The 26,146-nt window shown below is 69.4% G+C and carries 27 protein-coding genes; 16 read left to right on the top strand and 11 right to left on the bottom strand.

Going from position 1 to position 26,146, the window contains the following annotated elements; translation table 11 throughout:
- Nucleotides 1-99: 99 nt before the first annotated feature.
- Complete coding sequence (locus MRBLWS13_RS15320) at nucleotides 100-369, bottom strand: hypothetical protein (protein WP_349426195.1); 270 nt, start codon at nucleotides 367-369, stop codon at nucleotides 100-102.
- 52 nt (nucleotides 370-421) lie between these two features.
- On the opposite strand from MRBLWS13_RS15320, the gene MRBLWS13_RS15325 reads away from it, so the two are divergent.
- Nucleotides 422-1,030: a hypothetical protein gene (locus tag MRBLWS13_RS15325; RefSeq protein ID WP_349426196.1), complete on the top strand. Its 609-nt coding sequence runs from the start codon at nucleotides 422-424 to the stop codon at nucleotides 1,028-1,030.
- Between the two features lie 44 nt (nucleotides 1,031-1,074).
- On the opposite strand, the gene MRBLWS13_RS15330 is transcribed toward MRBLWS13_RS15325, so the two are convergent.
- Complete coding sequence (locus MRBLWS13_RS15330; RefSeq protein ID WP_349426197.1) at nucleotides 1,075-1,617, bottom strand: helix-turn-helix domain-containing protein; 543 nt, start codon at nucleotides 1,615-1,617, stop codon at nucleotides 1,075-1,077.
- A gap of 137 nt (nucleotides 1,618-1,754) precedes the next feature.
- Between MRBLWS13_RS15330 and MRBLWS13_RS15335 the strand changes: the two genes are divergently transcribed.
- The 3 genes from MRBLWS13_RS15335 (at nucleotide 1,755) to MRBLWS13_RS15345 (ending at nucleotide 4,000) form a co-directional block, all read left to right on the top strand.
- Nucleotides 1,755-2,528, top strand: a complete 774-nt coding sequence (locus tag MRBLWS13_RS15335) for an ATP-binding cassette domain-containing protein (RefSeq protein ID WP_349426198.1) — start codon at nucleotides 1,755-1,757, stop codon at nucleotides 2,526-2,528.
- Nucleotides 2,525-3,322, top strand: a complete 798-nt coding sequence (locus MRBLWS13_RS15340) for an ABC transporter permease (protein WP_349426199.1) — start codon at nucleotides 2,525-2,527, stop codon at nucleotides 3,320-3,322. Before MRBLWS13_RS15335 ends, MRBLWS13_RS15340 begins: the two co-directional genes overlap by 4 nt.
- Nucleotides 3,323-3,409: 87 nt before the next feature.
- Nucleotides 3,410-4,000 carry a dihydrofolate reductase family protein gene (locus tag MRBLWS13_RS15345; RefSeq protein WP_349426200.1) on the top strand — a complete coding sequence of 197 codons (591 nt, stop codon included), beginning with the start codon at nucleotides 3,410-3,412 and terminating at the stop codon, nucleotides 3,998-4,000.
- A 34-nt stretch (nucleotides 4,001-4,034) separates the two neighbouring features.
- Here MRBLWS13_RS15345 and MRBLWS13_RS15350 read toward each other — a convergent pair whose 3' ends face one another.
- Nucleotides 4,035-4,946 (bottom strand): hypothetical protein, encoded by a 912-nt coding sequence (locus MRBLWS13_RS15350; protein WP_349426201.1) that lies wholly within the window; start codon nucleotides 4,944-4,946, stop codon nucleotides 4,035-4,037.
- A 234-nt stretch (nucleotides 4,947-5,180) separates the two neighbouring features.
- Here MRBLWS13_RS15350 and MRBLWS13_RS15355 point away from each other — a divergent pair, with 234 nt between their 5' ends.
- The gene (locus tag MRBLWS13_RS15355) at nucleotides 5,181-5,858 is read left to right on the top strand and encodes a response regulator transcription factor (protein WP_349426202.1); all 678 of its coding nucleotides are present in this window, start codon (nucleotides 5,181-5,183) and stop codon (nucleotides 5,856-5,858) included.
- Nucleotides 5,859-5,867: 9 nt separating this feature from the next.
- Here the strand turns inward: MRBLWS13_RS15355 and MRBLWS13_RS15360 are convergent, their stop codons facing one another.
- From MRBLWS13_RS15360 to MRBLWS13_RS15390, 7 genes are all read right to left on the bottom strand, one after another.
- A complete protein-coding gene (locus MRBLWS13_RS15360) occupies nucleotides 5,868-8,234 on the bottom strand; it encodes an arylsulfatase (protein ID WP_349426203.1) in 2,367 nt (788 codons plus the stop codon).
- A gap of 183 nt (nucleotides 8,235-8,417) precedes the next feature.
- Nucleotides 8,418-9,920, bottom strand: coding sequence for an SPFH domain-containing protein (locus tag MRBLWS13_RS15365; RefSeq protein ID WP_349426204.1), 1,503 nt, complete (start codon nucleotides 9,918-9,920; stop codon nucleotides 8,418-8,420).
- Nucleotides 9,921-10,060: 140 nt separating this feature from the next.
- A complete protein-coding gene (locus tag MRBLWS13_RS15370; protein WP_349426205.1) occupies nucleotides 10,061-11,365 on the bottom strand; it encodes an MFS transporter in 1,305 nt (434 codons plus the stop codon).
- A 76-nt stretch (nucleotides 11,366-11,441) separates the two neighbouring features.
- Nucleotides 11,442-11,906, bottom strand: coding sequence for a hypothetical protein (locus MRBLWS13_RS15375; protein ID WP_349426206.1), 465 nt, complete (start codon nucleotides 11,904-11,906; stop codon nucleotides 11,442-11,444).
- Nucleotides 11,907-11,933: 27 nt separating this feature from the next.
- A complete protein-coding gene (locus tag MRBLWS13_RS15380) occupies nucleotides 11,934-12,428 on the bottom strand; it encodes a hypothetical protein (RefSeq protein ID WP_349426207.1) in 495 nt (164 codons plus the stop codon).
- A 32-nt stretch (nucleotides 12,429-12,460) separates the two neighbouring features.
- On the bottom strand, nucleotides 12,461-14,599 hold the full coding sequence (gene helR / locus MRBLWS13_RS15385) for an RNA polymerase recycling motor ATPase HelR (protein WP_349426208.1): 2,139 nt from the start codon (nucleotides 14,597-14,599) through the stop codon (nucleotides 12,461-12,463).
- A 149-nt stretch (nucleotides 14,600-14,748) separates the two neighbouring features.
- Nucleotides 14,749-15,381, bottom strand: a complete 633-nt coding sequence (locus MRBLWS13_RS15390) for a helix-turn-helix domain-containing protein (RefSeq protein WP_349426210.1) — start codon at nucleotides 15,379-15,381, stop codon at nucleotides 14,749-14,751.
- Between the two features lie 179 nt (nucleotides 15,382-15,560).
- Between MRBLWS13_RS15390 and MRBLWS13_RS15395 the strand changes: the two genes are divergently transcribed.
- From MRBLWS13_RS15395 to MRBLWS13_RS15430, 8 genes are all read left to right on the top strand, one after another.
- A complete protein-coding gene (locus tag MRBLWS13_RS15395; RefSeq protein ID WP_349426211.1) occupies nucleotides 15,561-16,151 on the top strand; it encodes a cytosine permease in 591 nt (196 codons plus the stop codon).
- Between the two features lie 13 nt (nucleotides 16,152-16,164).
- Nucleotides 16,165-16,455, top strand: a complete 291-nt coding sequence (locus MRBLWS13_RS15400) for a hypothetical protein (protein WP_349426212.1) — start codon at nucleotides 16,165-16,167, stop codon at nucleotides 16,453-16,455.
- Nucleotides 16,452-16,643, top strand: coding sequence for a hypothetical protein (locus MRBLWS13_RS15405; protein WP_349426213.1), 192 nt, complete (start codon nucleotides 16,452-16,454; stop codon nucleotides 16,641-16,643). The genes MRBLWS13_RS15400 and MRBLWS13_RS15405 overlap by 4 nt, the downstream gene beginning before the upstream one ends.
- Before the next feature lie 68 nt (nucleotides 16,644-16,711).
- On the top strand, nucleotides 16,712-17,506 hold the full coding sequence (locus tag MRBLWS13_RS15410) for a DUF2520 domain-containing protein (RefSeq protein WP_349426214.1): 795 nt from the start codon (nucleotides 16,712-16,714) through the stop codon (nucleotides 17,504-17,506).
- The gene (gene panC, locus MRBLWS13_RS15415) at nucleotides 17,503-18,354 is read left to right on the top strand and encodes a pantoate--beta-alanine ligase (protein WP_349429080.1); all 852 of its coding nucleotides are present in this window, start codon (nucleotides 17,503-17,505) and stop codon (nucleotides 18,352-18,354) included. The genes MRBLWS13_RS15410 and panC overlap by 4 nt, the downstream gene beginning before the upstream one ends.
- Nucleotides 18,354-19,214, top strand: coding sequence for a 3-methyl-2-oxobutanoate hydroxymethyltransferase (gene panB / locus MRBLWS13_RS15420; protein WP_349426215.1), 861 nt, complete (start codon nucleotides 18,354-18,356; stop codon nucleotides 19,212-19,214). The genes panC and panB overlap by 1 nt, the downstream gene beginning before the upstream one ends.
- Before the next feature lie 517 nt (nucleotides 19,215-19,731).
- A complete protein-coding gene (locus MRBLWS13_RS15425; protein WP_349426216.1) occupies nucleotides 19,732-20,088 on the top strand; it encodes a hypothetical protein in 357 nt (118 codons plus the stop codon).
- Nucleotides 20,019-21,722 carry a M20/M25/M40 family metallo-hydrolase gene (locus MRBLWS13_RS15430; RefSeq protein WP_349426217.1) on the top strand — a complete coding sequence of 568 codons (1,704 nt, stop codon included), beginning with the start codon at nucleotides 20,019-20,021 and terminating at the stop codon, nucleotides 21,720-21,722. The genes MRBLWS13_RS15425 and MRBLWS13_RS15430 overlap by 70 nt, the downstream gene beginning before the upstream one ends.
- A gap of 45 nt (nucleotides 21,723-21,767) precedes the next feature.
- On the opposite strand, the gene MRBLWS13_RS15435 is transcribed toward MRBLWS13_RS15430, so the two are convergent.
- Complete coding sequence (locus tag MRBLWS13_RS15435; protein ID WP_349426218.1) at nucleotides 21,768-22,526, bottom strand: GntR family transcriptional regulator; 759 nt, start codon at nucleotides 22,524-22,526, stop codon at nucleotides 21,768-21,770.
- A 172-nt stretch (nucleotides 22,527-22,698) separates the two neighbouring features.
- On the opposite strand from MRBLWS13_RS15435, the gene iolC reads away from it, so the two are divergent.
- From iolC to MRBLWS13_RS15450, 3 genes are read left to right on the top strand one after another with little or no spacing between them, the layout of a single operon-like run.
- Nucleotides 22,699-23,658, top strand: coding sequence for a 5-dehydro-2-deoxygluconokinase (gene iolC / locus MRBLWS13_RS15440; protein ID WP_349426219.1), 960 nt, complete (start codon nucleotides 22,699-22,701; stop codon nucleotides 23,656-23,658).
- Complete coding sequence (locus MRBLWS13_RS15445) at nucleotides 23,655-24,551, top strand: deoxyribose-phosphate aldolase (RefSeq protein ID WP_349426220.1); 897 nt, start codon at nucleotides 23,655-23,657, stop codon at nucleotides 24,549-24,551. Before iolC ends, MRBLWS13_RS15445 begins: the two co-directional genes overlap by 4 nt.
- A 28-nt stretch (nucleotides 24,552-24,579) precedes the next feature.
- Nucleotides 24,580-26,133: a CoA-acylating methylmalonate-semialdehyde dehydrogenase gene (locus tag MRBLWS13_RS15450; protein ID WP_349426221.1), complete on the top strand. Its 1,554-nt coding sequence runs from the start codon at nucleotides 24,580-24,582 to the stop codon at nucleotides 26,131-26,133.
- Nucleotides 26,134-26,146 lie beyond the last annotated feature (13 nt).

Here is a 26,146-nt window from a genome sequence, read left to right on the forward strand (position 1 = left end):
GCCACGCTTAAGCCAGCGCGGCATTCGGCTGACCCGGACGCCGATTGTTCGGCTGACCCGGACGCCGATTGGCGCCATGCTATCCGGCGGTCGGCCGACCTACCAGACGGTGCCGCCGCCGATCGAGATGCCGCCCCACGTGAGTGCGATGAAGATCGCGGCGAACACGACGGGTGCGATGCCCTTGCCGTTGCGCGCGAGTCCCTTGAGGAGTGCGATCACGGCGAGGACTGCGGCGACGATCGAAAGGCCACCGCCAAGTATCAGGCCGATGAACAGGGGGATGGGCATGAGCACGAGCCCGGCCAGCGCGAACCAGAAAGCGGCCCAGGCGGTCGGGTTGGAACGGCGTTCGACGGGGGAAGACATGCGTCCATTATCCGGGTTCGTGCGTGCCCGCAGCCCCGATACGGTGAGAGGCATGGTCGACCGGACGGCTCAGCTTGACGAATCGGGATGGCGCACTGTCGCTCGCGACTTCGTCCCTGCGTCCCACCGCGACCTGCCGATGCTGCGTGTCTATCTCCCGTTCATCGACAGAGACGGGACCGCAGTCCCCTGGTCTCGGTTCGTCGACGTCGAAGAGCACTCGGCATCCCTGAACTGGTTCGAAGCGACCCGTCGGATCGCGGAGGAACGTCCGGCTGTCCGCGACCTCGTCTCATGCATGGGCGAACTGGACGGATCGACCGCGGAAGCGCTGCGCGACGCCATCGGCGATCTGTCGCTTCGAAGTCTTCGCTGGGTCGGCTACGGCGAGGTGCCGGCGACCGATTCACCGATCCGCGTGTTCGGGGAGGAGTACTTCGAAGCCGATCTCGTTCCGGCTGACGTGGAATCGGGACGTCGCATTCCCGAGTTCGCGTGGGATGCGGACAAGCGGTTGGCGTGGGGCAGCCGGCTCTACCCGGATTCGCTCATCGTGGCGGCGGAACCGTCGATCTTTAGACGACTCCGCGACGACCCCCGCTTGGACTCCGTGTCGGTCAGGGTGGACCGAGACGTCCTCCCCGGCAGTTCCGGCGACTGACGCGTAGTACACAGCCCTCGCCCGGTCCCGAGCCGTGGCGACCGTCACGCCTGGCGAGGCGGTTCCGGTATCAGAGCTGTGGCGAAGGTCACGGTGCGGCGTTCGGGACCCGTGGCGGCCAGGTAGGGCGCGAGCAGCTCGCCGAGACGTGCCTGGATCTCGCTGAGGTCGGCGGTCGTGACGTGCAGCTGCACCTCTCCGAAGCCGAGGAAGTCGCGGAAGTCGCCATCGGCATCCGAAGCGCTCGCGCGATCGAACGTCTCGCCGAGGTGGGCGATGAACGTCAGGAAGGACTGGCGCAACTCCTGTTCGCCCATCTCCCTGAGCTCTGCATGGTCGACGTGCGCCATCCTTCCACCGAGGGTGAACGTCCGCTCGACCGCGCCACGCACCCGCCGCTCCTCCACGATCGAGAGGATGTCGGCCTCGACGAGTGCGGCGACGTGACGGTACAGCGTCGCCTGCGGGATATCCGGCATGGCGGCTCGAAGATCCGCGGTCGTGACCTGGCGGGTGCCGAGTTGCTGGATGATCCGGAGGCGCACGGGGTGCATGACGACATCGGCGATGGGCGAGCTCTTCGACACGGCACACCAACCATTCTCACGGTGATAACATTCTCAAGACCTGATCCAGCGTACGTCAGTGAGAGGAACACCCTGATGACCGCCATTCGACCGACACCTCGACTCTTCATGTCGACTTCCCGGGCCGGGAGCGCATCATGACCGGCCGCGGCACGGACGTCCAGGTCTCTGGACTGGCCAAGCGCTTCGCCGGCGTCGACGCGGTGAGGGACGTCACCTTCAGCGCGCGTCCCGGCCGGGTCACCGGATTCCTCGGTCCCAACGGAGCGGGCAAGTCCACAACGCTCCGGATGCTTCTGGGCCTCACGCGTCCCGATGCGGGAACGGCCCTCATCGGCGGTGCCTGGTACGGCGAACTCGACGAGCCGTCCGGCACGGTGGGGGCCGTGCTCGACATCGCCGCCGCCCACCCCGCGATGACGGCGCGCGGACACCTCCGCACGTATTGCGCGCTGGGCGGACATGGGCCGGCGAATGCAGAGCGGGTGGCCGAGCTCACCGGCGTCTCTGCATATCTCGACCGCCGTGTGGGCACTTTCTCGACCGGCATGCGACAGCGGCTGTCCCTCGCCACGGCACTCCTCGGAGATCCGGACGTACTCGTGCTCGACGAGCCGTCGAACGGGCTGGACCCGGCGGGGATCGTCTGGCTGCGCACCTTCCTGCGCGAATTCGCCGCTAGCCGTCGTACGGTCCTGCTCTCGAGCCACGTCCTCACGGAACTCCAGCACGGCGTCGACGACCTCGTGCTGATCGATCGCGGACACGTGGCGTGGGAGGGTTCGCTCGACGAGTTCACCGCGCACGGCACGAGCCTCGAAGAGGCATTTCTGCGGCTCACATCCGAGACCGCATCCCACGCCGCACCCGGAGCATCCAGAGCAACACTCACCGAAGGAGTCTCCGCATGAATCGACTGATCCGGGGCGAGTTCACGAAACTCTTCGCTACCCGGCTCCCGATGTGGTCGCTCATCATCGCCGCCGGCAGCGGTGGCGCTCTGACCGGCTTGCTGGCTCTCGTCGGCCCCGAGAATGCCACCCCGCCGCTGCCCGGCCTCGACACCGGCGAAGGCGTCGGCATCGTCGTAGGCATGAGCGGCCTGTTGCTCTTCGTGCCCGCGCTCATCGGCACGATCGCCGTCACGAGCGAGTACCGGCATCACACCATCGGAACCACCTTCCTCGCCGCCCCTCGCCGCGGGCGACTGCTCGCCGCGAAGCTCGTCGTATTCGCCGCGCTCGGCATCGCCTACGGGGTCGTCGCCTCGCTGTTCGCCGGGGCAGCTGTGTTGGGCGGGGCGGCACTGCAGGGCATCGAGCTCGGGGTCCCGATGGTCGGACTCGTCACGCTGCTCGCACGTCTCTCGCTGGCGGCCGCCGTCTACATGATCCTCGGCGTCGCCATCGGCGCGCTCGCACGCCATCAGCTGCTCGCCGTCGGCATCGTGCTCGGGTACTTCTACTTCCTCGAGCACGTGCTCATGATCATCCCCGGCGTGAACGCGATCCACTCCTATCTCCCAGGAGGCGCGACGGCGGCTCTCACCGACTTCACCTTCCTCAGCGATGCCATCGCCGAGCAGCTCCCGACGACGCCGACCGTGCCGACGTCGCCGACGATCGGTGCGCTCGTCCTGCTCGCCTATGCGGCGGCGGCGGCATGCGTCGCGGTGGCCGTTCCGCTGCGCCGCGACCTGCGCTGAAGAGGCCCACCGGCCGTCGCATCTCCGCGATGGCCCGGCCACGGCGGACGCGCTACTTTTTGGGGCAGCCAAGCAGAGGAGCGGGTCGTGGGCAAAGTCGTCCTGTACAGCTCGGTGTCGGTGGCCGGATTCATCGCAGACGAGAATGATCAGCCTGGACCACTGTTCGACTGGTTGCTCAGCGGGGACGTGCCGTTGGACGAGGGCGGCGTGTTGAAGGTGTCGCAGGCGTCCTACGACTACGTCCGGCCGTATTGGGACCAGATCGGGGTGACGATCGTCGGCCGCCACGTGTTCGACGTGACGGATGGCTGGGACGGGACGCCTCCCAGCGGCGTCGACCACGTGGTCGTCGTGACGCACCGGCCGCCGCCCGAGGGCTGGGATCCCGAGGCGCCGTTTCACTTCGTCGACGGGGTCGAGGCAGCCATGGCCAAGGCGCAGGAGCTCGCGGGTGAGCGCATCATCGAGGTCGCCGCAGGCGACGTCGGTGGGCAGGTGCTCGCTGCGGGTCTGATCGACGAGGTGCGCATGGACGTCGCACCCGTCGTGGTCGGGTCTGGCAAGCGCTACTTCGGGCCGGTTCACGCGGAGCACCTGCTGGAGGATCCCGAGGTGGTGATTCAGGGCAACCGGGTGCTTCGCCTGCAATACCGGGTGCGCCGTTCGCCGATCTGAGCGGGGCTCGAAAGAGTCCGGTGCCGACGTCGCGCTAGCCTTGCAACCCCCTCGGATCCGCGGTCCTCTCGTAGACGTACACGCTGACGTGGTCTTTGCCCAGGACGAATCGCATGACGCTGTCGGTCCCCTGCTGCGGCAGTTCCGCAATGGTGTCGAAGCCTTCGGGGGAACACCCTTCGGCGCTGTATCCCTCGCGGATTCCCTGAACGGGGACGGCCACGAACAGGCATGCCATGCCGTAACGAGACTCACCGCCCCAGATGTTGAGACCGTCGAAGTTCTGGTAGCGCCGCAGCTCATCGGGGCTGATACCCAGCGACTCGAGAACGCCGTGCCGATCGTTCGGCCGATCGGCGTCTTCGCCGACCGACTTCAGTGCGAGGATCTCGTGCGGTGAGGGCAGGTAGAGGCCCTGAGGAAAGCTGTCCGGTACGGGCGGCATCTGCACCGTGGACGACTCGGGCGGTAGGGGAGTGAACACCGAAGCAAGGAGCCGCGACGTCCCTGCGACGTAACCTGCGATCAGGGCGAGGGCAGCGATCGCGGCGCCGAGAATCACCGACCAGCGGGGGCGACGCCACCACGGTGCCGCCGGGGTTCCGTTGCTGACCGGCCTCCTCCTGGGGTTCTGCTCAGTGAACGACCCTCGGCCTGGCAGACTCTCGGCGAACGCCCCGTCCAAAGGCTGCAGGATCGATGTCGAATCCGCGCCTGGCCCATCGGCAGGTGCAGCGACGGCCACCGGTTTCCCGACCTGAGCAGGAACCTCTGCGGCGGCATCCACGTTTTTCAGCTGGCGGCGTCGGGCGGCCTCCAACTCCGCGAGGCGCCCCTCGGCCCCCGCGTCCCCGGCGATGTCGGCGTCCGGTCCGTAGGCGCGTCCTCGCAGACGCTCCAACTCATCCATCTCCACGAACTCGCCCGACCCCAGCGGGGCATCCATACGCTCATTGTCCGCCCGGTGCCCCACACGGGATAGGGGCGTCGCGAACGAGCCTGACATCCCCGGTGCCGACGTTCAGCTGTCGATCGACCTCGGACCGATCCATCTGTCGGCGAGTTTTCGAGCCCGGAGTCTTCGGGTCGAAGAGGTCCGTTCGCTGCACACGCGAGTCGGGGGCCGCTTCCGGGTCGAGCCACTTTCCGTCACGATGGTTGAGTCTTCGAGCGGAGGAACATGCGATCCACCAACCCGATCCCCGGAAACACGTGGCCGCACGACATGGTGATCGCGGTCGAAGACAGGGCGGCACCGTTGCTCGAGTCCGACCCCGAGATCGACGTCGTGTTCGAGGCCGCGAACGGCCGCGAGGCGATCGACGGCAGCCAGCGTCACCGTCCCGATGTGGCCGTGCTCGACATCCGGATGTCGGTCCTCGACGGCCTGAGCGCGGCCACCGAGATCGCGACGACCGTGCCGGGCACCCGCATCGTGATGCTGACGACCTTCGGCGAGGACGACTACATCGAGCGCGCGCTCGGCGGTGGTGCACTGGGGTTCCTGCTGAAGGCAGCGGATCCGCGCGAGCTGATCGCGGGGGTCCGCGCGGTCTCGGAGGGCGGCGCGTACCTCTCTCCCGACATCGCGCGTCGCGTGATCGCGCCGTACCGCGAGGGCGACCGTGTGCGCAGCGCCGAGGCTCGCGAGTCGGCCGCGGCCCTGACCGATCGTGAGCGGGAGGTGCTGGCGTTGCTCGGCGCCGGCGCCTCGAACGCCGAGATCGGGACGCAGCTGCACCTCGTGGAGGGCACGGTGAAGGGCTACGTCAGCTCCATCCTCGTGAAGCTCGGCCTGCGCAATCGAGTCGAGGCCGCGGTCCTGGCATTTCGGGCCGGGATCGTCGAGGCGGACTGATGGCGGTCGCTATTGGCGGGCCATTGCGATCCGCACCCGCTCGTCCGGGTCGATCAGGTGATCGTGGTCGTCGGTGCCGAGGTCGATCTGCACCCAGTTGATGCGGCCCCTGAACCGACTGGTCTGTGGCGTGTAGTCGTCGCTCACGGGCGTGCCCGACTCGTAGCCGATGTCGGTCGTCTCGTCGGCCGAGAAGACCATGGGCTGGGTCAGCCCGACTCGGCCGGTGCCGACCGGGGCGCCGTCGTAGTAGATGGTGACGTCACCGCCTTTCGCGAGGCCGCCGCCGTCGTAGGCGAACTCCGCCCGCACCTGGTGGATGCCGGGGGCGACGGCGCTTCCGGCCGAGATGGTGAAGCGGTGGATGCCGAGCGCGTTGTACACGAAGCGGGCGGCACCGTCGAGAAGGTAGAGGCTCCATCCTCCGAACCGGCCGCCCTGCGCGATGATGACACCCTGTCCGCCGTCTTCGGGGACGTCGACCTCGGCGGTGACCGAGAAGGAGCGGTTCTTGATGCTCACGACGCTGTTCTCCGAGAGCCGGCCCATCCCGGGGAAGAAGAGCTGCGAGTCGCCGCGTATGAGTGTCGGTCGTCCGGCCATCCCGGGGTCGAGGCGCTCGGCGGTGCGGTCGTCGAGCGGCAGCACGTTGTACTTGACCGCCTCGATCAGCCAGAGTCTCTGCAGTTCGTGCAGTTTCTCGGGGTGCTCCCTCGCCAGATCGCGCGCTTGGCTGTAGTCCGTCGCTCCGTCGTAGAGCTCCCACACGTCGTCGTCGAAGGCCGGCAGTGCGCCGCCCACCATGACCCAGGGCGTCCGGTGCTTGGTGACGGCGCTCCAGCCCTGGTGGTAGATGCCGCGGTTGCCGAACATCTCGAAGTACTGCAGGTCGTGCGACTCGGGGGCGTCGGCGTCCTCGAACGCGTACAGCATGCTGCGGCCCTCCATGGGCGACTGCTGCACGCCGTTGACCTGTGTCGGCTCGGGAAGCCCGGCCGCCTCGAGGATCGTCGGTGCGATGTCGATGACATGGGTGAACTGGGACCGCAGGCCACCCTTGTCGTGGATCGCCCGCGGCCAGTGCACGATCGTGCCGTTGCGGGTGCCTCCCCAATGCGAGGCGACCTGCTTGGTCCACTGGAACGGGGTGTCCATCGCCCACGCCCAGCCGACGGCGTAGTGGTTGTACGAGGTCGGCGAGCCGAACTCCGCCATCTTGGACCGCATGAACTCGGGCGTTTCGAGCGCAGCCATGCCGTTGAAGTTCGCCATCTCGTTGAAGGCGCCGTTGACCGTGCCCTCTGCCGAGGCGCCGTTGTCGCCGATGATGTAGTAGACGAGCGTGTCGTCGAGGATCCCGAGATCCTCGACCGCGTCGAGGACTCTTCCGACGTGATGGTCGGTGTGCTCGAGGAACCCCGCGTACACCTCCATCTCGCGCTCGAGCACGGCCTTCAGGTCCTCGGGCATGTCGTCCCACGCGGGGATCTCGTCGTGCCGCGCGGTCAGTTCGGCGTCGGCCGGGATGACGCCGAGCTCCTTCTGGCGTGCGAACGTCTTGTCGCGCTGCGCGTCCCACCCGTCCGCGAACTCACCCTTGTACCGGTCCGCCCATTCGGCCGGCACATGATGTGGTGCGTGGGTGGCTCCCGGCGCGAAGTAGACGAAGAACGGCTTGTCGGGAGCGAGCGCCTTCTGTGTGCGGATCCAGCCGATCGCCCGATCGGCGAGATCCTCGGTGAGGTGGTAGCCCTCCTCCGGCGTCGCGGGCGGTTCGACGGGCGTCGTCCCCTCGTAGAGCGCGGGCTCCCACTGGTTGTTCTCGCCGCCGATGAAGCCGTAGAAGGTCTCGAACCCGCCACCTCCGGACGGCCACGCGTCGAACGGGCCTATCGGCGAGGACTGCCATACGGGCACCTCGTGGCACTTCCCGAATTGGGCGGTCGAGTAGCCGTTGAGCTTCAGCGTCATCGCCAGCGGCGCCTTCGTATTGGGGCGCAGCGAACTGTTCCCCGGGGCCGAGGTCGCGGTCTCGGTGATGCTTCCCATACCCACGGAGTGATGGTTGCGGCCGGTCAGGAGCGCCTGCCGCGTCGGCGCGCACAGGGCCGTGGTGTGAAAGCGGTTGAACGTGAGGCCCCCGGCCGCGAGTCGCTCGGCGACTGGTGTGCGGCACGGGCCGCCGAACACGCTCGAGGCGCCGAAACCCACATCGTCCAGAAGAATGACCAGCACGTTCGGCGCGCCCGCGGGTGGCAGGAGCGGCTCGATGGGCGGATACGCGGTTGCGGGGTCCTTCGCGTCGTAGGTGGTCAACCCCGGGCGCGGCCGGTCGGGAATCGGGAGCATCGTGCGGGCATGGCGATCGACAGTCATTGTCTTCCTCCTCGGTTCCCCAAGCGCACGTTACCGCACACCGCCGCGCGCACATCACCTCATCTGAGTGAACGGATCCCGGCGCGAGCGTTGCACAGAGCGACGGTCGACTTCCCGCCGGTCTCCCTCGCACCGAACGGCAGCGCCCGCCTGCATGCAGACGGGCGCTGACGACGGACGAGATCAGGAGGTGACGGGCTCCGGGTCGACAGGCGTGGTGGTCACCTGGTTTCCCTCCGCGACGCCGCGCCCGAAGGACCGGCCCTGCACGACCGCGCCGAGGTCCAGTCCGGTGGCCGCCTTGACGCTCTCGAAGGTCGCCGTGAGGCTCGCCGACTGCTCGCGGGCCAGGTGCGTCGCCGCGCTGTCGCCGCCGATCATCGTGATGGTGCCGACCTTCTCGTAGCCCTTCGCGAACTCCGCCATGAGCTGCGGCAGCTGTCCGATGATCTCCTTCGCGAGGATCGCGTCCTGATTCTCGCGCAGTGCAGCCGCCTCGGCGGCGACGGCCTCGGCGACCGCATTGCCGCGAAGACGGATCGCCTCCGCTTCGGCCTCCGCCTGCACGCGAACCGCGGCGGCCTCGGCTTCGGCCTTCATCCGGACGGCTGCAGCCTCGGCGGAGGCGGACGCCTCACGCGCCTCGGCCTGCGCCTTCACCGCGTACGCCTCGGCATCTGAGCGCTCCTGGGCGACCTTGCGGTCCGCTTCGGCGTTCTTCTCGCGCTTGTAGGCTTCCGCGTCGGCGGCGATCTGCTGCTGGTAGGCCTCGGCGTCCGCCAGCGTCTGCTGCTTGTACTTGTCGGCGTCGGCGACCTTCTTGACCTCGGCATCCAGTCTTGCCTGGGTGTTGTTGGCCTCCTGCAGGAGCACGCCCTGCTCGGCCTCGGCGCGGGCGAGGTTCTCGGACTGCTCGGCCTGCGCGTTCGCCCGGCCGACCTCCGACTTCGCGGCGGCGGTGTTCTTGTCGAGCGCGGTCTGCTCGATCAGGTTGGCCTCGTCGGCGGCGAGCTGGCGCTTCTTCACCTCGCGCGTGGCGTCGATCTCTGCGACATCCGCTTCGCGCTTGACGCGCTGCACCTCCTTGGCGCCGAGCGCGGAGATGTAGTTGTTCTTGTCGGTGATGCCCTGGATCGCGAACGAGTCGAGCACCAGCCCCTGCGCGAGCAGATCGCCGGAGATCCCCTGCGCGATCTCGTCGCTGAGCTTCTGCCGGTCCTGCATGACCTGCTCGACGGTCAGCTTCGCCACGACGCCGCGCAGCGCGCCTTCGAGCTGCTCGGTCGTGAAGACGACGATCGCATCGTCCTGCGACGCGAATCGCTCCGCAGCGCGGCGGACCTGGTCGGGTGTCGAGCCGATCTTCACGAGGGCGACCCCGGTCAGGTCGATGGTGACGCCGTTGATGGTCTGAGCGGTCGGCTCGAACTTGATCTGCCGCGACCGCAGCGAGACCTTGTCGGAGCGCTGCGTCAGCTTGTTGACGAACGCACCCCGACCGCTGATGACGGTCATCTTGTTCGCTTCGCCCTCGGTGCTGTCGCGGGCCTTCTTGCCGACGATGACGATGGCCTCGTCGGCCTTGGGCACCTGGTACCAGGCGCGGAACAGGATGAAGCCGATGAGGACGACGACGAGGATGACTCCGGCAGCCACTGCGATGCCGATGAGGCCGAACAGATCCATGTGGGGGTTCTCCAGGTTGAGCCCGCCGATTGCGGGCCATGCACCGAATCTATGCGCAACCAGGCATGTCCTTCGACCGCAGGAACCGCCCGCACGATGGTGGGGCGCGTCATCTCAGTGCCGGGCGCCGCCTCGAACCGCTACGCATCCGCCGGCGCGGTGACTTCGCGAGCTGTGTCGGCCGGCGGGCGCTGCGCCCTGCTCAGTAGCACGAACGGCACGGCGACCGCCGAGATCACACCGCTCCAGAGCAGCGACGCGCCGTATCCTCCGACATCCGCCGCTCGTCCCAGCACCGGCTGGAACACGACCCCGCCCGCAGAACCCATCAGCGAGTCGAAGGAGAGCACGGTGGCGCGCTGCTTCGAGGGGATCATGTCGTTGAGGTACGCGCGGTGCACGGGGTCGTCGATCGCCGACGCGATGCCCCAGAGCGCCACCAGCACGAGAGCGACCCAGAAGTTGCGGATCAGCCCGAGCCCGATCAGCACCACGGCGCTCGAGATCGTGGCGAGAAGGATCGCCGAGGTGCGGCGGCGGAAGAGCCGGCGCGCCCAGGGCGCCAGCGCACCGCCGACGATGGAGGCCCCTGACAGCAGAGCCGCCGCGAGCCCGGCGATCGAGTAGGCCTCCTCGTCACCCCACAGCTCCAGCAGATACGGCTGCAGTGCATAGAACACGTAGATGCCCACACCCGCGGTGAAGGGGCTCGCGAGCATGAGCCAGCGCACCGGCGGATCGCCGAGGCCGTAGCGGAAGGATGCCCGCAACACCGTGCGCGTCGCCCGCAGCGGGCTCTCGCTGCGGTCAGGTGTGAAGCCCAGATCCCGCATCAGGAGGGCGGCGACGACGAACATCACCAGCAGGATCGCTCCTCTGACGAGGAAGGGCACGCCGAGGTTCGTGACTTGTGCGAGGACACCCCCCAGCACCGAGCCCGACAGCATCGCGATGCCGCCGACGATCTGCGCCCGGCCGAACACCGTCTCGAGGCTGCCCGGATAGCCGGTGGCCTTCAACGCGTCGACGAGCCAGGCATCCACAGCGCCGGAGAAGAACGTGAAGCCGAGTCCGAGCAGCACGGACACGATCGCCCAGGCCCAGAACGGCGAATGCCAGACCCACAGCAGCCAGTACATGACGGTCGTCACCGCCAGCGTGATGGTGCCGAGCAGATACGAAGCCCGGCGCCCGACGGTGTCGGCCACGACGCCCGTCGGGATCTCGAAGATCAGCATCCCGGCGGTGAAGAACGCATTCGCCGAGAAGGCCTCGAGATTCGTGAGCCCGGCGTCGAGGAGGAAGAGGGTGTTGATGCCCCAGATGAAGGACGCTGCGAGCGTGTTGCCGAGCATCAGCGTGTAGTACGTGCCCTGCACCCGGCGGGGAGTGGGCAGCGATGGCGCGGAACTGATCCTGGAGATGGCGGCGCCCCCTCGGTTCATGGGATCTTCGGCCGACACCGCGACGATATCCGGCCCCACCGACGCCGTCCATGGGTGAGGTTGCGCCGTCGCGGCGTCAGCCGTACCACATGCCGGAGTCCACGCCCTTGCCGTGGTGCGTGCGTCCGCCGTCGATCGGTGCGGTCTCGTGGCCGGCCAGTGCATGCAGCCAGGGCGGCTGCTGATCGAGCGTCACCGAACCCGCGCCGACCGAGAAGTACGCGGCGATGGGAGGACTCGCGACGAATGCGGCTGCGAGAGCACCGGCTCCCTTGAGGCGCACGACGGCGTCGCGCGACCGCAGGTCGCGCATGAGCACGGCGAATGCCTCGGGATCGACGGATGCCGCTTCCTGCGGTGCGAACGGAAGCTGCGAGCCCAGCCGGCCGACGATCTCTTGACGCTGCGACGTCGAGAGCCGGGAGAAAGCGGCTGCGTAGGCCTTGTCGGCGACGCTCGCCGGCACGTTCCCCAGAACGTAGGCGTAGCGGGGGATCTGCTCGTCGTCACTGATCGCGTGCTGTGCGTGCCGCTTCTTCACGACCCCTCCCGCCCGATACGCGTCAGACTACGCCCGCCCCTGCGCTCCGTCGATGGGTGCGCTGATCGAGGCGGCGTCGCTGAGCGGGCGCGGCGCGAGCGGCCAGTCAGGCGTCGTGCAGTCGGGCGAAGAACGAGAGGCCGACCAGCATCCCTTCGGGGCTGAGAAGCCGGGCGGTGGTCTGACCCCAGGGCTCCACGTGGGTAGGGGTGAGGATCGCGTGACCTGCCTCGCGCAATTCCTGCTCCCCGGCGGCGACGGCTTCAGGCGATGCGAGTTCAAACTCGAGCCAGGCCTGCGGAACCGGCAGATGTGACGGCCATTTCCACTGCCGAAGATGGATTCCGCGGCATCCGTCAATCGCCACAGGGGGAAGACCTTCACGCCGCCCAGCGCATGCGTGTCGAGATAGCCGGGCGCCGCCTCGCCGAGCGCGATGCCCAGATCATCGCGATAGAACGACTGTGAGGCGCGGTCGTCCCGGACGATCGGACCGAAACCCGCCACGAGCTGCACATCCATGCACGGACCATATGCGCGAGCCGCGCCCAGGGCTAACCCTCCAGCACCGCGAGCTGCTGCGTCGCGCGCGTCATCGCGACGTAGCGGTCCACCGCGCCCTCGATCCCCTCGCCGAACCTCGACGGCTCGACGAGCACGACGAAGTCGAACTCCAGGCCCTTCGTGAGCTCCGGCGTCAGCGAGCGCACGCGGTCCTGGGCGACGAACGACGGGTCTCCGATGACACAGGCGGTGCCCTCGGGATGCGCCGTGAGCCAGGCGCTGAGGATGCCGTCGCGCTCCGCCGCATCGGCGCGGAGCACGGGGACTCCGCTGGATCGGATCGACGTGGGCACGTTCGCGCCGGGGATCGCGACGCGGATCACCGGCTCGGCCTCCGCCATGACCTCGCTCGGCGTGCGGTAGTTGATGGTGAGCGAGGCGATGCTCACGTCGGTGAGCCCCGCGTGCTCGAGTCGCTCGTGCCATGACTCGCGGAACCCGTGCCGCGCCTGGGCCCGATCGCCGACCACAGTGAAGCTGCGCGACGGGCAGCGCGCCAGCAGCATCCGCCACTGCGCATCGGTGAGCTCCTGCGCCTCGTCGACGATGATGTGCGCGAACGGCCCCGCCAGCAGGTCGGGGTCGTGCGCGTCGACCACCGAGTCGTCGACGAGGCTGTTGCGCAGGTCGTCGCCGTCGAGCCACTGCATGATCTCGTCGCCGGCCTCCTTGAGGCGGTCGACCACCTGCGCCATGTACTCGCGCTCCTGCGCGAGCTTCGCCTCGCGCTCCCGCCGCCGACGCGAGGCGCCGGGGTCGCCGAGCCGGCGCCGCGCCGCGTCGAGCAGCGGCAGATCAGACGTTGTCCACGCGGTGGCGTCGCCTCGCTGCAGCACAGCCACTTCTTCGGGCGTGAGCCACGGTGCGCAGCGGCGCAGGTAGGCGGGCACCGACCAGAGGTCCGACACGAGGACGGATGCCTCCACCAGCGGCCACGCACGCCCGAACGCTCGGGTCAACTCCTCGTGACGCGCGAGCGCTCGCCGCAGCTGATGCGGCGGCACCTCCTCGCCGTCCGCCTGGTCGGCGAGGATGTCGAGAACCGTCTCCCAGACCTGGTCCCGAGCCTCGTTGTGCGGCGTACCGGGCTCGGCCGACGCGAACGCCTCCGCCCAGTCCTCGGGACTGAGCCACAGCTCCGCCCACGGCGTCTCGACGACGAGGCCATCGGCGGGCGGCTCTTCGTACAGGCGCACCGCCGGCTCGATCGCGTCCACCATGCGCGCATCGGCCTTGAGCCGCTCGACGACCGGGTCGCGCTCGGGCTCGGCGGTCGTGCCCTCGGCGACGAGGTCGCGCAGCGTGCACGTCTGCACGCTCTCCTCACCGAGGCTCGGCAGCACGTCCTCGACGTACGACAGGTAGGCGGGGCTCGGGCCGACGAACAGCACGCCGCCGCGGCCCTCGCCCAGATGCGGGTCGGAATACACGAGATACGCGGCGCGGTGAAGCGCCACCACCGTCTTGCCGGTGCCCGGACCGCCGTCGACGACCAGCGAGCCACGCGAGCCGGCGCGGATGATCGCATCCTGATCCGCCTGGATCGTCCCCAGCACGTCGCGCATGCGCGGCGAGCGGCTCGCACCCAGACTTGCGATGAACGCGGACTGGTCGTCGAGCGCGGCGCTCTGCTCCAACCCGTCGGCCGTGAACACCTCGTCCCAGTAGTCGGTCACGCGGCCGCCCGTCCACCGGTAGCGGCGACGACTCACCAGGCCCGAGGGGTGCGCATGGGTCGCGGCGAAGAACGGCTCGGCAGCCGGCGTGCGCCAGTCGACGAGGAGGCGCCGGCCCCCGGCATCCGTGAGTCCGAAGCGGCCGATGTAGACGGTCTCGGAGCCGTCCGCGGGCACCATGCGGCCGAGGCACGCGTTCATCGTGAAGCGGCGCAGCACGCGCAAGCGTGCGGAGAGGCGATGGATCTCGAGGTCGCGCTCGAGACCGGCCTGCCCGTGCCCGCCGGGGCGTCGACGGAGCTCCGCAAGGCGCTCCTCGAGGCCGTCGATGGAGCGGGCGAGGCTCTCGGCGATGGCGGCGAACTGCCGTTCGTCAGCGCTGATCAGCGCGGGATCGGACTTGGCGGAGAGGCGTTCGGGCAGCTGGAAAGGGCCGGTCTGGATGGGATTCACGGCATCTGCTCCTGGCGGACATCGCGACGCGGCGTTCGGTGAAGGAAGGGGCGGGGTGGCGTCGCGATCGACCAGTATGCGCCCCCAGGGGGCCCTTGCCGCAAGGCGCCCTCCGCCCGGTATCCTGGAAGTGCGGGCGGGGGAGGAACTCAGTTCGAACGGGCGGTCGCCCGCAGGGTTCCCGGCTCCAGACCCAGCGTCCACTCGGCGACGTCCGACACGAACTGCTCGTGCGCGCCGTCACCGGCATCGTGGCTGTTGTTCACCGAGGCGCTCTGCCCGTCCACGGCCATCAGGATGCGGATGCCCGCCGCGTGCGCATCGACGGTGGCGAACTCGCCGGCGCTGATGCCGTGCGCGATGATGTCGACGATGCCGGCCCGGTTGAGCGTCTCCCGTTCGACCAGCGCCTCGTTCAGCGTCCGGCTGAAACGCGAGAGGTGGCGGGCATTCAGCCACAGCCGCGCGAGATCCCACGAGTCTCGGCTCTCGAACCCGGTGACCAGGCGTGCCAGCCGCTGCGTCGCGGTGCCCTCCCTCGGGAAGAGGTCGGCGCGCTCGGCGGCAGCCGCGCGCGCGAACGCGGCGACGACGAGACCCTCGGCGGCGGGGAAGTAGTGCGTGATCAGCCCCGGACGCACGCCGAGCCGGTCAGCGACCGCGCGCAGGGTGATGCGCTCGAGGCCCTCGGTGAGCGCGATGTCGGCCGCGGTCGCCAGGATCTCTTCGCGCCGCTCTTCCGGCCGTTTGCGAACGCGTCGCGCATCGCCGCTTGACACCATGCCGCCCATGCTATTGGATGTGTGACCAATAGCCTATTGTCCGCACGGCCAATAGTCACCGTGTCCCGAGAGCAACGAAGCCGCGGTCCGAGGACGTCGTCCGGTCCGCCCGAGAGGATCACCGTGTCGCAGCACCCGCAGACCGCGCAGGCGCCGGCGCCGGCGCCGCCGGCCAGTTCGTGGACGCCCCGAACCAGCCCGAGACGCGCGGCATCGAGCTGATCGGAGCCGGCGAGCGTCATGGCCGGGCTCGCGACCTCTTCTTCGTCTGGGCGGCGCCGAGCGTCAGCATCCTGAACTTCACCGTCGGGGCCACGCTCGTGCTGCTCGGGCTGGAACTGTGGCAGGCGGTGCTCGTCGTGATCGCCGGATCGGTGCTGTGGGTCTTCCCCGGCCTCATCGCGATCAGCGGGCCTGCGGCAGGCACCTCGGGTTCGGTCATCACGCGGGCCATCTACGGCATCATCGGCAACAAGCCCGTCGTGGCGTTCACCGGGTGGCTGATCGGAGCAGTGTTCCTGGCGCTCAACTGGCTCGCGTCGTCGTTCCTGGGCGCGGGCCTGCTCGCGGGACTGGGGCTGAGCGACCCCGTCGTCGTGCCGATCGCCGTGACGCTCGTGATCTCTGCACTCACCGTGCTCGTGGCGGTCTACGGCCACGCGCTGATCCTGCGTGTCCACTCATGGCTGGCGATCGTGCTGGCCGTCATCTTCGTGACCGTCGCGGCGTTCATCCTGGCCCCAGGTCGAATGGAGCTTCCAGCAGCCTGAGCCGCTGTCGGGCGTGCCACTGTGGTCGGCGATCACGATCGGCTTCACGATCATCGCCTCGTCGCCGATCTCGTTCATCAACAGCCCCGAGATCGCGCGATACCTGCCGCGGTCGACGAAGCCCTCGCACATCATCGCCGCGACCGCCCTCGGCGGCGCGCTGCCCGGCATGGTGTTCACGATCGTCGGAGCGCTGCTGGCGACCGTCGCCGCCGGCGCGGTGATGGAGGCCGGCATCGAATCCGCGCTCCTCGGGATGCTGCCCGCGTGGCTCGGGCCGGCGGATGGAGCATCCCAGGCATGACCGCTGTCGTGATCGGCGGCATCGCGACCGCGTTTTGCCTGTCGACCGAGGTCTGGACCGGGCCCGTCGCCGAGAGTCTCGGCTACGTCGATCTCTCGGTGCCGGTCGGGATGCTGGTGTCGGTCGGCGTCTACATCGTGCTGCTGCGCACGCCGCTCGGAAAGGCGGGGAGGCCCGCCCGCGCCTGACGTCCGCCGCGCAACGGGGTATTTTGAACGAGGTTCACTTACACCGCGCGCGACGGGAGACGACGACGATGCCGGACCTCGACCCCGAGCGCGCGCGCCCCCGCGGTGCCCTCGGCGTGATCGCGATCGTCGGCGACGGGCGTGTCGGCCGGTCGATGGCTGCCGCACTGCGGGCCGCGGGCGCTGAGGTGCGCGGACCGCTCGGCCGCGGTGACACCGCAGACGGTGCCGATCTCGTGCTGCTGGCCGTTCCGGATGCCGAGATCGCGGCAGCCGCGGCTGTGATCGTGCCGGGACCCCTCATGGGGCACTTCTCGGGTGCGTCGACGCTCGAGCCGCTCGCACCGCACGAGGCGTTCAGCATCCATCCCCTCACGACGGTGGCGGGTGCGGCCGCGTCGTTCGACGGGGTTCCGGCCGCCGTCGCCGGCTCGACCCCTCGCGCCGACGCTGCCGCACGTGCCCTCGCGGACGCCCTGGGGATGGCGCCGTTCGAGGTCGCCGACGCCGATCGCGCCGCGTACCACGCGGCGGCATCGATCGCCTCGAACTTCCTCGTGACACTCGAGTGGTTCGCCGAGGACCTCGCCGCGACGGCCGGGGTCCCCCGCCACGCGTTCGCACCGCTCGTGCGCGCGACGGTCGAGAACTGGCATGCCGGCGGTGCCTCGGCCCTCACCGGCCCCATCGCGCGCGGCGACGACGAGACAGTGGCACGCCAGCGCGAGGCGGTGCGGGAGCGCATGCCCGAGCAGGCCGAGCTCTTCGATGCCCTCGTCACGGCGACGCGGCAGCTGGCCGCCGCGCACGCCACGACGGTCGTCCGTGGTTCGGGACCCGTAGCGGGGGAGACCACGTGGTGATCGTCGTCCGCACCGTCGCCGACCTGCGCGCCGCCCTGCGCGATCGCCGCGGCGGATCCATCGGCCTGGTGCCGACGATGGGCGCCTTGCACGAGGGACACCTCACGCTCGTGCGGGCGGCTCGCGCCGACAACGACACCGTCGTGATGTCGATCTTCGTGAACCCCGCGCAGTTCACCGAGCAGGCCGACCTCGCCGCCTACCCGCGCACCGAGGAGCGCGACGTCGCGCTCGCCGAGGAAGCCGGTGTCGACGTGGTGTTCGCCCCGGACGCCGGCGAGATGTATCCCGACGGCTTCTCCACGACGGTGAGCGTGACCGGATCCGTCGCCGAGACCCTCGAGGGCGCCCAGCGCGGGCGCGCGCACTTCGACGGCGTCGCGACCGTCGTGACAAAGCTGCTGCTCGCAGCGCTCCCCGATGCCGCCTACTTCGGCGCGAAGGACGCGCAGCAGGTCGCGGTGCTGCGCCGGCTGACCGCCGACCTCAACGTGCCGGTCGAGCTCGTCGTGTGCCCGACGTCCCGCGATGACGACGGCCTCGCCCGCTCGAGCCGCAACGCGCGGCTGTCGCCCGATGAGCGCGCACGCGCGCTGGCCATTCCGCGCGCACTTCAGGCGGTGACGGATGCCGCGGCCTCCGGCATCCGTGACTCCCGCGCGCTGCGCGACCGGGCGCTGGACGTGCTGGCCGAGGGGATGATCGCGCTCGAATACGTCGCGTTCGTCGACCCGGAGACGTTCGAGCCGGTTCCCCAGGTCGACCGACCGACACTGGTCGCCATCGCCGCGCGCGTCGGCGCGACGCGGCTCATCGACAACACCGTGATCGACGCAGGAGGTTCGTGATGCGCCCGCAGGTGACGCTTCGGCGGCTGGAAGACATGAAGGCCGGCCACGAGCCCATCGTCATGGTGACGGCCTACGACTATCCGACGGCGCGGGTCGCCGAGCGGGCGGAGGTCGACATGGTGCTGGTCGGCGATTCGGGCGCGCAGGTGGTGCTCGGCTACGACTCGACCGTGGCGGTCTCGATCGACGAGATGCTCGTGCTCGCCCGCGCCGTCCGTCGCGGCGTGCGGTCGGCGTTCGTCGTGTGCGATCTGCCGTTCGGCTCGACCGAGGTGTCGGACGAGCAGGCGGTCGCGACAGCGGTGCGGTTCGTCCGGGAGGCGGGGGCCGACGCCGTGAAGCTCGAGGGCGGCGGCGAGGCGCGGCTGAGCCGCATCCGCGCGATCGCTGCGGCCGGCATCGCGGTCGTCGCGCACGTCGGGCTGACGCCGCAGACCGCGGTGGCGCTCGGCGGAATGCGCGCGCAGGGCCGCACCGCCGAGTCCGCGGCGCGGTTCGCCCGTGAAGCGGTCGCGGTGCAGGAGGCCGGCGCCAGCGTGCTCGTGGTCGAGGCGGTGCCGGCCGAGGTCGTCGACGTGGTGCTTCCTGCCCTCGACATCCCCGTGATCGGGATCGGCGCGGGTCGCGCCGACGGCCAGGTGCTGGTGATGCACGACCTCCTCGGCATCACCGAGGGCAAGACGGCGGCCTTCGTCAAGCGCTTCGCGGCCGTCGGCGACGAGATGGTCGGCGGCGTCGCGGCGTACGCGGCGGAGGTGCGCGGCGGCGTGTTCCCCGGCGCTGAGCACGGGTACAACGCGAACGAGGCTGCGGTTTCCGCTGCCCGCGACGCGCTCGCCACGCCCGCCACGGACTGAGCGGATCCCGCGGCCCGTGGTGTCCGATTCCGTCAGCGCGGTGCGGCGCCGCTCGACTCGCGCCAGATGACGCGGTGGATCGGTCGGACCTCGGTCGGGAGGGGCTCGTCACGCAGCGCCCTGATGAGCCGTGCCATCGCGCGTGAGCCCAGGCCCTCGAGGTCGACCTCCACGGTCGTCAGCGCCGGCAGGCGAGCGCGGCTTCGGCATGTGCGGGCGACTGCGGGCGTACGACGTGAGCGAGGCGCTCGTCCCGCGTTGAAACGGTGGGGAGCGGATGCCGCGGCCGGCGCAGCCGGATCCGATCAATTCGCTGAGAGAGCCCGATGAGCTCGCCGAAGCGGCGGGTGCGATGCGTCGCCGACCGTAGGGTGGAGAGCACAAGGGGAGTACTCCCGCCTGCGGCACACTCGTCACTACGGATCTAGCGCCGGATCCCGGGTTGCCGGCCCTTCGGGGCGGAGGAGACCTTGGCGGTCTTTTGACACGCCACGTCTCCGATAGGGAAGGAACCCCCATGGGCTCTCTCAACCGCCTCTTCGACTTCGCCGCCAAGGCGCTGGACTCCTCGGGCTCGCAGGCCTCCTCCGGCCCGCAGACATCCGGCAACGGACGCGACTCGCGCGCGATGGTGCGCGACGTCGGCGGCGCCGTCACCGGCGAGCCTCGGTCGGCGGCACCGCCCGCGGCGCCGGGCAGCTGGACCCCGCCGGCCACGGACCGCGCCGCGATCGCACGCTACGAGTACCTTCTGCAGACGTCGGACCCGCACCAGGTCGAGGCAATCCACCGCAGGGCGGTGGGATGGCGAAGAGCGCCGCGCTCGTCGGTGCCGGCGGACTGCTGGGTGCGATCGCGGGTGCCGCCGTGGTGAGCGCCGTCGCGGCCCCGCTGCTGGCGCAGGCAGTGGCGACGGGGATCGACTTCGATGCTGTCGCGAGTGCGGTGGACCTCGACGCGATCGCAGGTGGCGTCGACCTGGGCGGCGCGGGTGACCTCGTCTCGGGTGCGGGGGAGGCCGTCTCGGGCATCGGCGAGCAGGGCGCTCCGGCGCTCGCCGCGCCACCTGCCGACACGTCCGACCTGACGGAAGCGGTCACCGCGGCAGGGCTCCAGACCCATCTCGATGCGCTCCAGGCGATCGCGACTGCCAACGGCGGCAACCGCGCAGCAGGGACTCCCGGCTATCTGGCGTCACTCGAGTACGTCGAGGAGGCGCTGGGGGAAGCCGGCTACCTCACGCAGCGCCAGCCGTTCTCGTACGAGCTCATCGACTACGAGGGCTCCACGCTCGACCAGACCGCGCCCGGCGACGAGTCGTATGCCTTCGAAGACGACTTCTACCCGATGGAGTACACGGGCAGCGGCACCGTCGAGGCGGCCGTGCAGGCAGTCGACGTGAATCTCTCCGGTGACCGTGCGTCCACGAGCGGCTGCGAATCCGCGGACTTCGCCGGGTTCCTGGCCGGATCCATCGCCCTCATCCAGCGCGGATCGTGCGACTTCAGCGTCAAGGCGACGAACGCCGTGGCGGCCGGCGCGGTCGGCGTCGTGATCTTCAACCAGGGCAATGACGTCGAAGGAGACGACCGGTTCGGTGTCTTCGGCGGCACGCTCGGCACCTCGACCTGGACGGCAACGCCCGTCCCGGTCATCAGCACCTCCTTCGAGGTCGGCGAGGAGTTCGTCGGCACGGCAGGGCTCGTGCTGCGGATCGACGTGGTCACCAACTCGACCACCATCGACACGTGGAACCTGCTCGCCGACACCCCGACGGGCCGCACCGACCGCACGGTCGTCGTCGGCGCCCACCTCGATTCGGTTCCCGCGGGGCCGGGCATCAACGACAACGGCTCGGGCACGGCGTCGCTCATGGAGACGGCGCTGCAGCTGGCCGATCTCGGAATCGAGACCGAGAACCGCATCCGCTTCGCGTTCTGGGGCGGTGAGGAGGACGGCCTCCAGGGGTCGAACCACTATGTGGCGCAGCTCAGCAAGGCGGAGGTCAAGGAGCATCTCGTCAACCTGAACTTCGACATGCTCGGCTCCCCCAACGGCGGCCGCTTCGTGTACGACGGTGACGGCGACGCGTTCGGCACCACCGGTCCGAACGGCTCCGACGTGGTGGAGGGCGTCTTCGACGGTTGGTTCGCCTCGCAGAACCTGGTCACCGAGCCGACCGCGTTCGACGGCCGCAGCGACTACTTCGCCTTCATCGGCGCGGGCATCCCTGCCGGCGGTCTGTTCTCGGGTGCCGAAGACATCAAGACCGCGGAGCAGGTGACGAAGTTCGGCGGCACAGCGGGTGTGGCGCTCGACCCTTGCTACCACCAGGCGTGCGACACGTCGACCAACATCAACCCGGTGCTGTTCGAACAGCTGGCCGACGCCGCGGCGCACGCGACGCTGGTCTTCGCCGACACGCAGTCGTCGGTGAACGGCACGGCCAAGGGCAAGGCCCTCGGCCAGTGGTCGCCCGCGTTCAAGGGAGACCGCGCGCTGCGCTGACGATGTGGGGACGGATGCCGCGACCGGCGGCATCCGTCCCTCTCGTCACTTCGCGACGAGCGTCGTCTGGAAGCTGTACATGTCGGGGCGGTAGCAGTGGTGGCCGAACTCGACGGCACGACCGGAGGCGTCGAAGGCCACCCGCTCCATGGTGAGCACGGGACCGCCCTTGTCGATGTCGAGGAGCCCCGACTCGTCGCCGTGCGCGCGGCGTGCGCCGATCTTCTGGTTCGCCACGCGGATCGTCACGCCCCGTGCGCGCATGATCTCGTAGAGGCCCTTCTGCTGCAGCTGCTCCGTCGTGATGTCGGCGAAGTCGAGCGGCAGGTAGTTCGTGAGCACCGCGACCGGCACGCCGTCGGTCGAGCGCTGGCGCCGGAGGTAGACGATGTCCGAGCCGACGGGAACGCGCAGCGCCTCGGCCGTCACCGGATCGGCCGGGCGGGTGTCGTGCTCGAGGACGAGTGTTCCCGGTTCGTGCTGCGAGTTCTTGAGGTCCTCGTAGAGACTGGTCAGCTCGACCTGACGGGTGACCTGGCCTTGGACGACCTGCGTGCCGATGCCTCGCCGCCGTACGAGCAGGCCCTTGTCGACGAGCTCCTCCATCGCGCGCCGGATCGTCGGCCGCGACAGTCCCGCACGCTGGCCGATCGCGATCTCGTTCTCGAGGCGCGCGCCCGGTGGGATCTCACCGGAGCGGATCGCTCGTTCCATCGCGCTCGACACCTGGAAGTACAGCGGCACCGGACCGGTGCGATCCAGGTCGGCGAGCAAGTCGTCCAGCTTGACCACGTCGTCTGCCATCACACACTCCAAGTCCCGACAGCATAATGTCCCGACAATGCTACATCGTCGCCACTTTGTCAGTCGACCACGGCGCGGAGTGTCGCAGGCTCGATCGTTGTGTTATTGTCAGGACAAATTGTCCACCGATGCGGGCGTCGATCGGCGCACGCGGAGAGTTGTACAGCGGAGTATGACCGAGAGCAACCCTGCGTTCGACGTCCTCGCCTTCGGGCGGCTGGGTGTCGACATCTACCCACTCCAGTCCGGCGTGGGGCTCGAGGAGGTGCAGACCTTCGGCAAGTTCCTCGGCGGCAGTGCCGCGAACGTCAGCGTCGCCGCCGCGCGACACGGTCGGCGCGTCGCGCTGATCTCGGGCGTCGGCGACGACCCCTTCGGCCGCTATCTTCTGGCGGAGCTCGCTCGCCTCGGCGTGGACAACCGCTACGTGCGGGTGAACCAGACGCTGAAGACGCCCATCACCTTCTGCGAGATCTTCCCGCCCGACGACTTCCCGCTGTACTTCTACCGCGAGCCGAAGGCGCCCGACCTGGACGTCGCACCGGCAGAGCTCGACCTCGACGCCGTGCGCTCGGCCGGCATCCTGTGGTTCACCGCGACGGGGCTCAGCCAGGAGCCCAGCCGCGCCGCCCACCACGCGGCTCTTCAGGCGCGAACCAGCGGACACACCGTCTTCGATCTCGATTACCGCCCCATGTTCTGGGCCGAGCCGGCGGAGGCGAGCGTCCAGATGGCGCGGGCCCTCGAGCATGCGACCGTCGCCGTGGGCAACCGCGAGGAGTGCGAGGTCGCGGTCGGTGAGACCGAGCCCGAGCACGCGGCGGACGCGCTGCTGGAGCGCGGGGTCGAGCTCGCGATCGTGAAGCAGGGGCCGAAGGGCGTGCTGGCGAAGACGCGCGACGAGTCCGTCGTCGTGCCGCCGTATCCCGTGGAGGTCGTGAACGGCCTGGGCGCCGGAGACGCGTTCGGCGGCGCCCTCTGCCACGGCCTGCTCGCGGGGTGGGACCTCGAACGCATCCTCCGCTTCGCGAACGTCGCCGGCGCGATCGTCGCGTCCCGCCTGGAGTGCTCCACGGCCATGCCCATCGAGGCGGAGGTCACGGCGATCCTCGACGCGGGGGCGCTGCGATGACCCAGTTCCTCACCGAGGACGACTTCACCCGCCTCCGGGACATCCGGGCGACCCGGCCGGAGGCGATCCGCGACGCCCTCACCGTCCGCCGACGTCGCGACGTGCTGCGCGGCGACGGACGCCTCTTCATCGTCGCCGCCGATCATCCCGCCCGCGGCGCCCTCGCGGTGGGCGGCAATCCGACCGCGATGGCCGACCGCTACGACCTGCTCGACCGGCTGGCCACGGCGCTGAGCCGACCGGGCGTCGACGGCGTGCTGGGCACGCCCGACATCGTCGACGACCTCGCCGCACTCGGCCTCCTCGACGACAAGATCGTCGTCGGCTCGATGAACCGCGGCGGCCTGCGTGGCGCATCGTTCGAGCTGGACGACCGCATGACGGCTTACGACGTGCGCACGATGGTGGCTTCGGGCATCGACTTCGCCAAGACGCTCGTGCGCATCGATCTCGCCGACCCCGGCACCGTCTCGACGCTCACGGCGATGGCCGGTGCCGTCACCGAGGCGTCGACCGCGGGCCTGCCGATCATGCTCGAGCCCTTCCTCAGCACCCGCAGCGCCGGTCGGGTCGTCAACGACCTGTCGACGGATGCCGTCATCCTGTCGATCGCGATCGCCTCCGGCCTGGGCGCGTCCAGCGCGAATACGTGGATGAAGCTGCCCGTCGTCGACGACATGGAGCGCGTCATGGCGGCCACCACCATGCCGACGCTGCTGCTCGGCGGCGACTCGGGCGTGGATCCCGACGAGACGTTCGCGTCGTGGGAGGACGCGCTGTCGCTTCCCGGCGTCCGCGGGCTGACCGTCGGCCGCACACTCCTCTACCCGCCCGATGACGACGTCGCCGCCGCCGTGGACATCGCGGCTGGCCTCGTCCACACCGACCTCTGAACCCCTCCCCTCACGAAGGACCACACCTATGAGCATCACCGAGACCACCCCCACGCAGACCGACGTCGACGCCGATGTGCGGGTGATCTCGCATTGGATCGATGGTGTGGAGGTGCCGTCGTCGTCGGGGCGGACGGCGCCGGTGTTCAATCCGGCGACGGGTGTGGTGTCGGCGCGGGTGGCGTTGGCGGATGAGGCGGAGATCGACGCGGCGATCGCGTCGGCCCTGCGCGGATACGAGGTTTGGTCGCAGTTCTCCATCGCCCGACGGCAGTCGGTGCTGTTCAGCTTCCGCGAGCTGCTGAACGCCCGCAAGCGGGAGCTGGCCGAGATCATCACGGCCGAGCACGGCAAGGTCGTCTCCGACGCCATGGGCGAGATCCTGCGTGGCCAGGAGGTCGTGGAGCTGGCGACCGGTTTCCCGCACTTCCTCAAGGGCGCGTTCAGCGAGAACGCCTCGACCGGGATCGATGTGTACTCGCTGAAGCAGCCGCTCGGGGTGGTGGGGGTGATCAGCCCGTTCAATTTCCCGGCGATGGTGCCGATGTGGTTCTTCCCGATCGCGATCGCCGCGGGCAACGCGGTGGTGCTGAAGCCGTCGGAGAAGGACCCGTCCGCGGCGCTGTGGCTGGCGGCGCTGTGGCAGGAGGCGGGACTGCCGGACGGGGTGTTCACGGTGCTGCAGGGCGACAAGCTCGCGGTCGACGGGCTGCTGGAAAGCCCCGACGTGCAGTCCATCAGTTTCGTCGGGTCCACGCCGATCGCGCAGTACATCTACGAGACCGCCTCGAGGCATGGCAAGCGAGTGCAGGCGCTGGGTGGTGCGAAGAACCACATGCTGGTGCTGCCCGACGCGGACCTGGACCTGGTCGCCGACCAGGCCGTCAACGCCGGCTACGGTGCCGCCGGGGAACGCTGCATGGCCATCAGCGTCGTGCTCGCCGTGGAACCGGTCGCCGATGACCTCATCAGCAAGATCACCGAACGCATCGCGAAGCTGAAGATCGGCAACGGTGCCGGGGTGGACGGCGTGGAGCCCGACATGGGGCCGCTGATCACCGACATCCACCGCGACAAGGTCTCGAGCTACGTCGACATCGCCGAGCAGGACGGCGCAACCATCGTCGTCGACGGCCGCGGCTTCCAGGTAGAGGGGCATGAGGATGGGTTCTTCTTCGGCCCCACCCTGATCGACGACATCCCCACCACCAGCCGCGCGTACCAGGAGGAGATCTTCGGACCCGTCCTCTCCATCGTCCGCGTCAACTCGTACGACGAGGGTCTCGAGCTGATCAACTCGGGCCGGTTCGGCAACGGCACCGCCATCTTCACCAACGACGGCGGCGCCGCCCGCCGCTTCCAGAACGAGGTGCAGGTCGGCATGATCGGCATCAACGTGCCCATCCCGGTTCCGGTCGCGTACCACTCCTTCGGCGGCTGGAAGCAGTCGCTGTTCGGCGACGCCAAGGCCTACGGCGTCCACGGCTTCGACTTCTACACCCGCGAGAAAGCCATCACCAGCCGCTGGCTCGACCCCGCCCACCACGGCGGCATCAACCTCGGCTTCCCCCAGAACAACTGACCTCGGCATCCGT

Source organism: Microbacterium sp. LWS13-1.2 (assembly GCF_040144835.1).
GTDB lineage: Bacteria > Actinomycetota > Actinomycetes > Actinomycetales > Microbacteriaceae > Microbacterium.

What these genes read in the sequence shown, in the direction of transcription:
- MRBLWS13_RS15445 (WP_349426220.1), top strand. Translation starts at nt 23,655, where the DNA reads ATGACCCAGTTCCTCACCGAGGACGACTTCACCCGCCTCCGGGACATC.
- MRBLWS13_RS15350 (WP_349426201.1), bottom strand. Translation starts at nt 4,946, where the DNA reads ATGGATGCCCCGCTGGGGTCGGGCGAGTTCGTGGAGATGGATGAGTTG.
- iolC (WP_349426219.1), top strand. Translation starts at nt 22,699, where the DNA reads ATGACCGAGAGCAACCCTGCGTTCGACGTCCTCGCCTTCGGGCGGCTG.
- MRBLWS13_RS15390 (WP_349426210.1), bottom strand. Translation starts at nt 15,381, where the DNA reads ATGGTGTCAAGCGGCGATGCGCGACGCGTTCGCAAACGGCCGGAAGAG.
- MRBLWS13_RS15370 (WP_349426205.1), bottom strand. Translation starts at nt 11,365, where the DNA reads ATGAACCGAGGGGGCGCCGCCATCTCCAGGATCAGTTCCGCGCCATCG.
- MRBLWS13_RS15325 (WP_349426196.1), top strand. Translation starts at nt 422, where the DNA reads ATGGTCGACCGGACGGCTCAGCTTGACGAATCGGGATGGCGCACTGTC.
- MRBLWS13_RS15360 (WP_349426203.1), bottom strand. Translation starts at nt 8,234, where the DNA reads ATGACTGTCGATCGCCATGCCCGCACGATGCTCCCGATTCCCGACCGG.
- MRBLWS13_RS15320 (WP_349426195.1), bottom strand. Translation starts at nt 369, where the DNA reads ATGTCTTCCCCCGTCGAACGCCGTTCCAACCCGACCGCCTGGGCCGCT.
- MRBLWS13_RS15340 (WP_349426199.1), top strand. Translation starts at nt 2,525, where the DNA reads ATGAATCGACTGATCCGGGGCGAGTTCACGAAACTCTTCGCTACCCGG.
- MRBLWS13_RS15450 (WP_349426221.1), top strand. Translation starts at nt 24,580, where the DNA reads ATGAGCATCACCGAGACCACCCCCACGCAGACCGACGTCGACGCCGAT.
- panB (WP_349426215.1), top strand. Translation starts at nt 18,354, where the DNA reads ATGCGCCCGCAGGTGACGCTTCGGCGGCTGGAAGACATGAAGGCCGGC.
- MRBLWS13_RS15365 (WP_349426204.1), bottom strand. Translation starts at nt 9,920, where the DNA reads ATGGATCTGTTCGGCCTCATCGGCATCGCAGTGGCTGCCGGAGTCATC.
- MRBLWS13_RS15380 (WP_349426207.1), bottom strand. Translation starts at nt 12,428, where the DNA reads ATGGATGTGCAGCTCGTGGCGGGTTTCGGTCCGATCGTCCGGGACGAC.
- MRBLWS13_RS15425 (WP_349426216.1), top strand. Translation starts at nt 19,732, where the DNA reads ATGGGCTCTCTCAACCGCCTCTTCGACTTCGCCGCCAAGGCGCTGGAC.
- MRBLWS13_RS15335 (WP_349426198.1), top strand. Translation starts at nt 1,755, where the DNA reads ATGACCGGCCGCGGCACGGACGTCCAGGTCTCTGGACTGGCCAAGCGC.
- MRBLWS13_RS15355 (WP_349426202.1), top strand. Translation starts at nt 5,181, where the DNA reads ATGCGATCCACCAACCCGATCCCCGGAAACACGTGGCCGCACGACATG.
- MRBLWS13_RS15435 (WP_349426218.1), bottom strand. Translation starts at nt 22,526, where the DNA reads ATGGCAGACGACGTGGTCAAGCTGGACGACTTGCTCGCCGACCTGGAT.
- MRBLWS13_RS15430 (WP_349426217.1), top strand. Translation starts at nt 20,019, where the DNA reads ATGGCGAAGAGCGCCGCGCTCGTCGGTGCCGGCGGACTGCTGGGTGCG.
- MRBLWS13_RS15405 (WP_349426213.1), top strand. Translation starts at nt 16,452, where the DNA reads ATGACCGCTGTCGTGATCGGCGGCATCGCGACCGCGTTTTGCCTGTCG.
- MRBLWS13_RS15410 (WP_349426214.1), top strand. Translation starts at nt 16,712, where the DNA reads ATGCCGGACCTCGACCCCGAGCGCGCGCGCCCCCGCGGTGCCCTCGGC.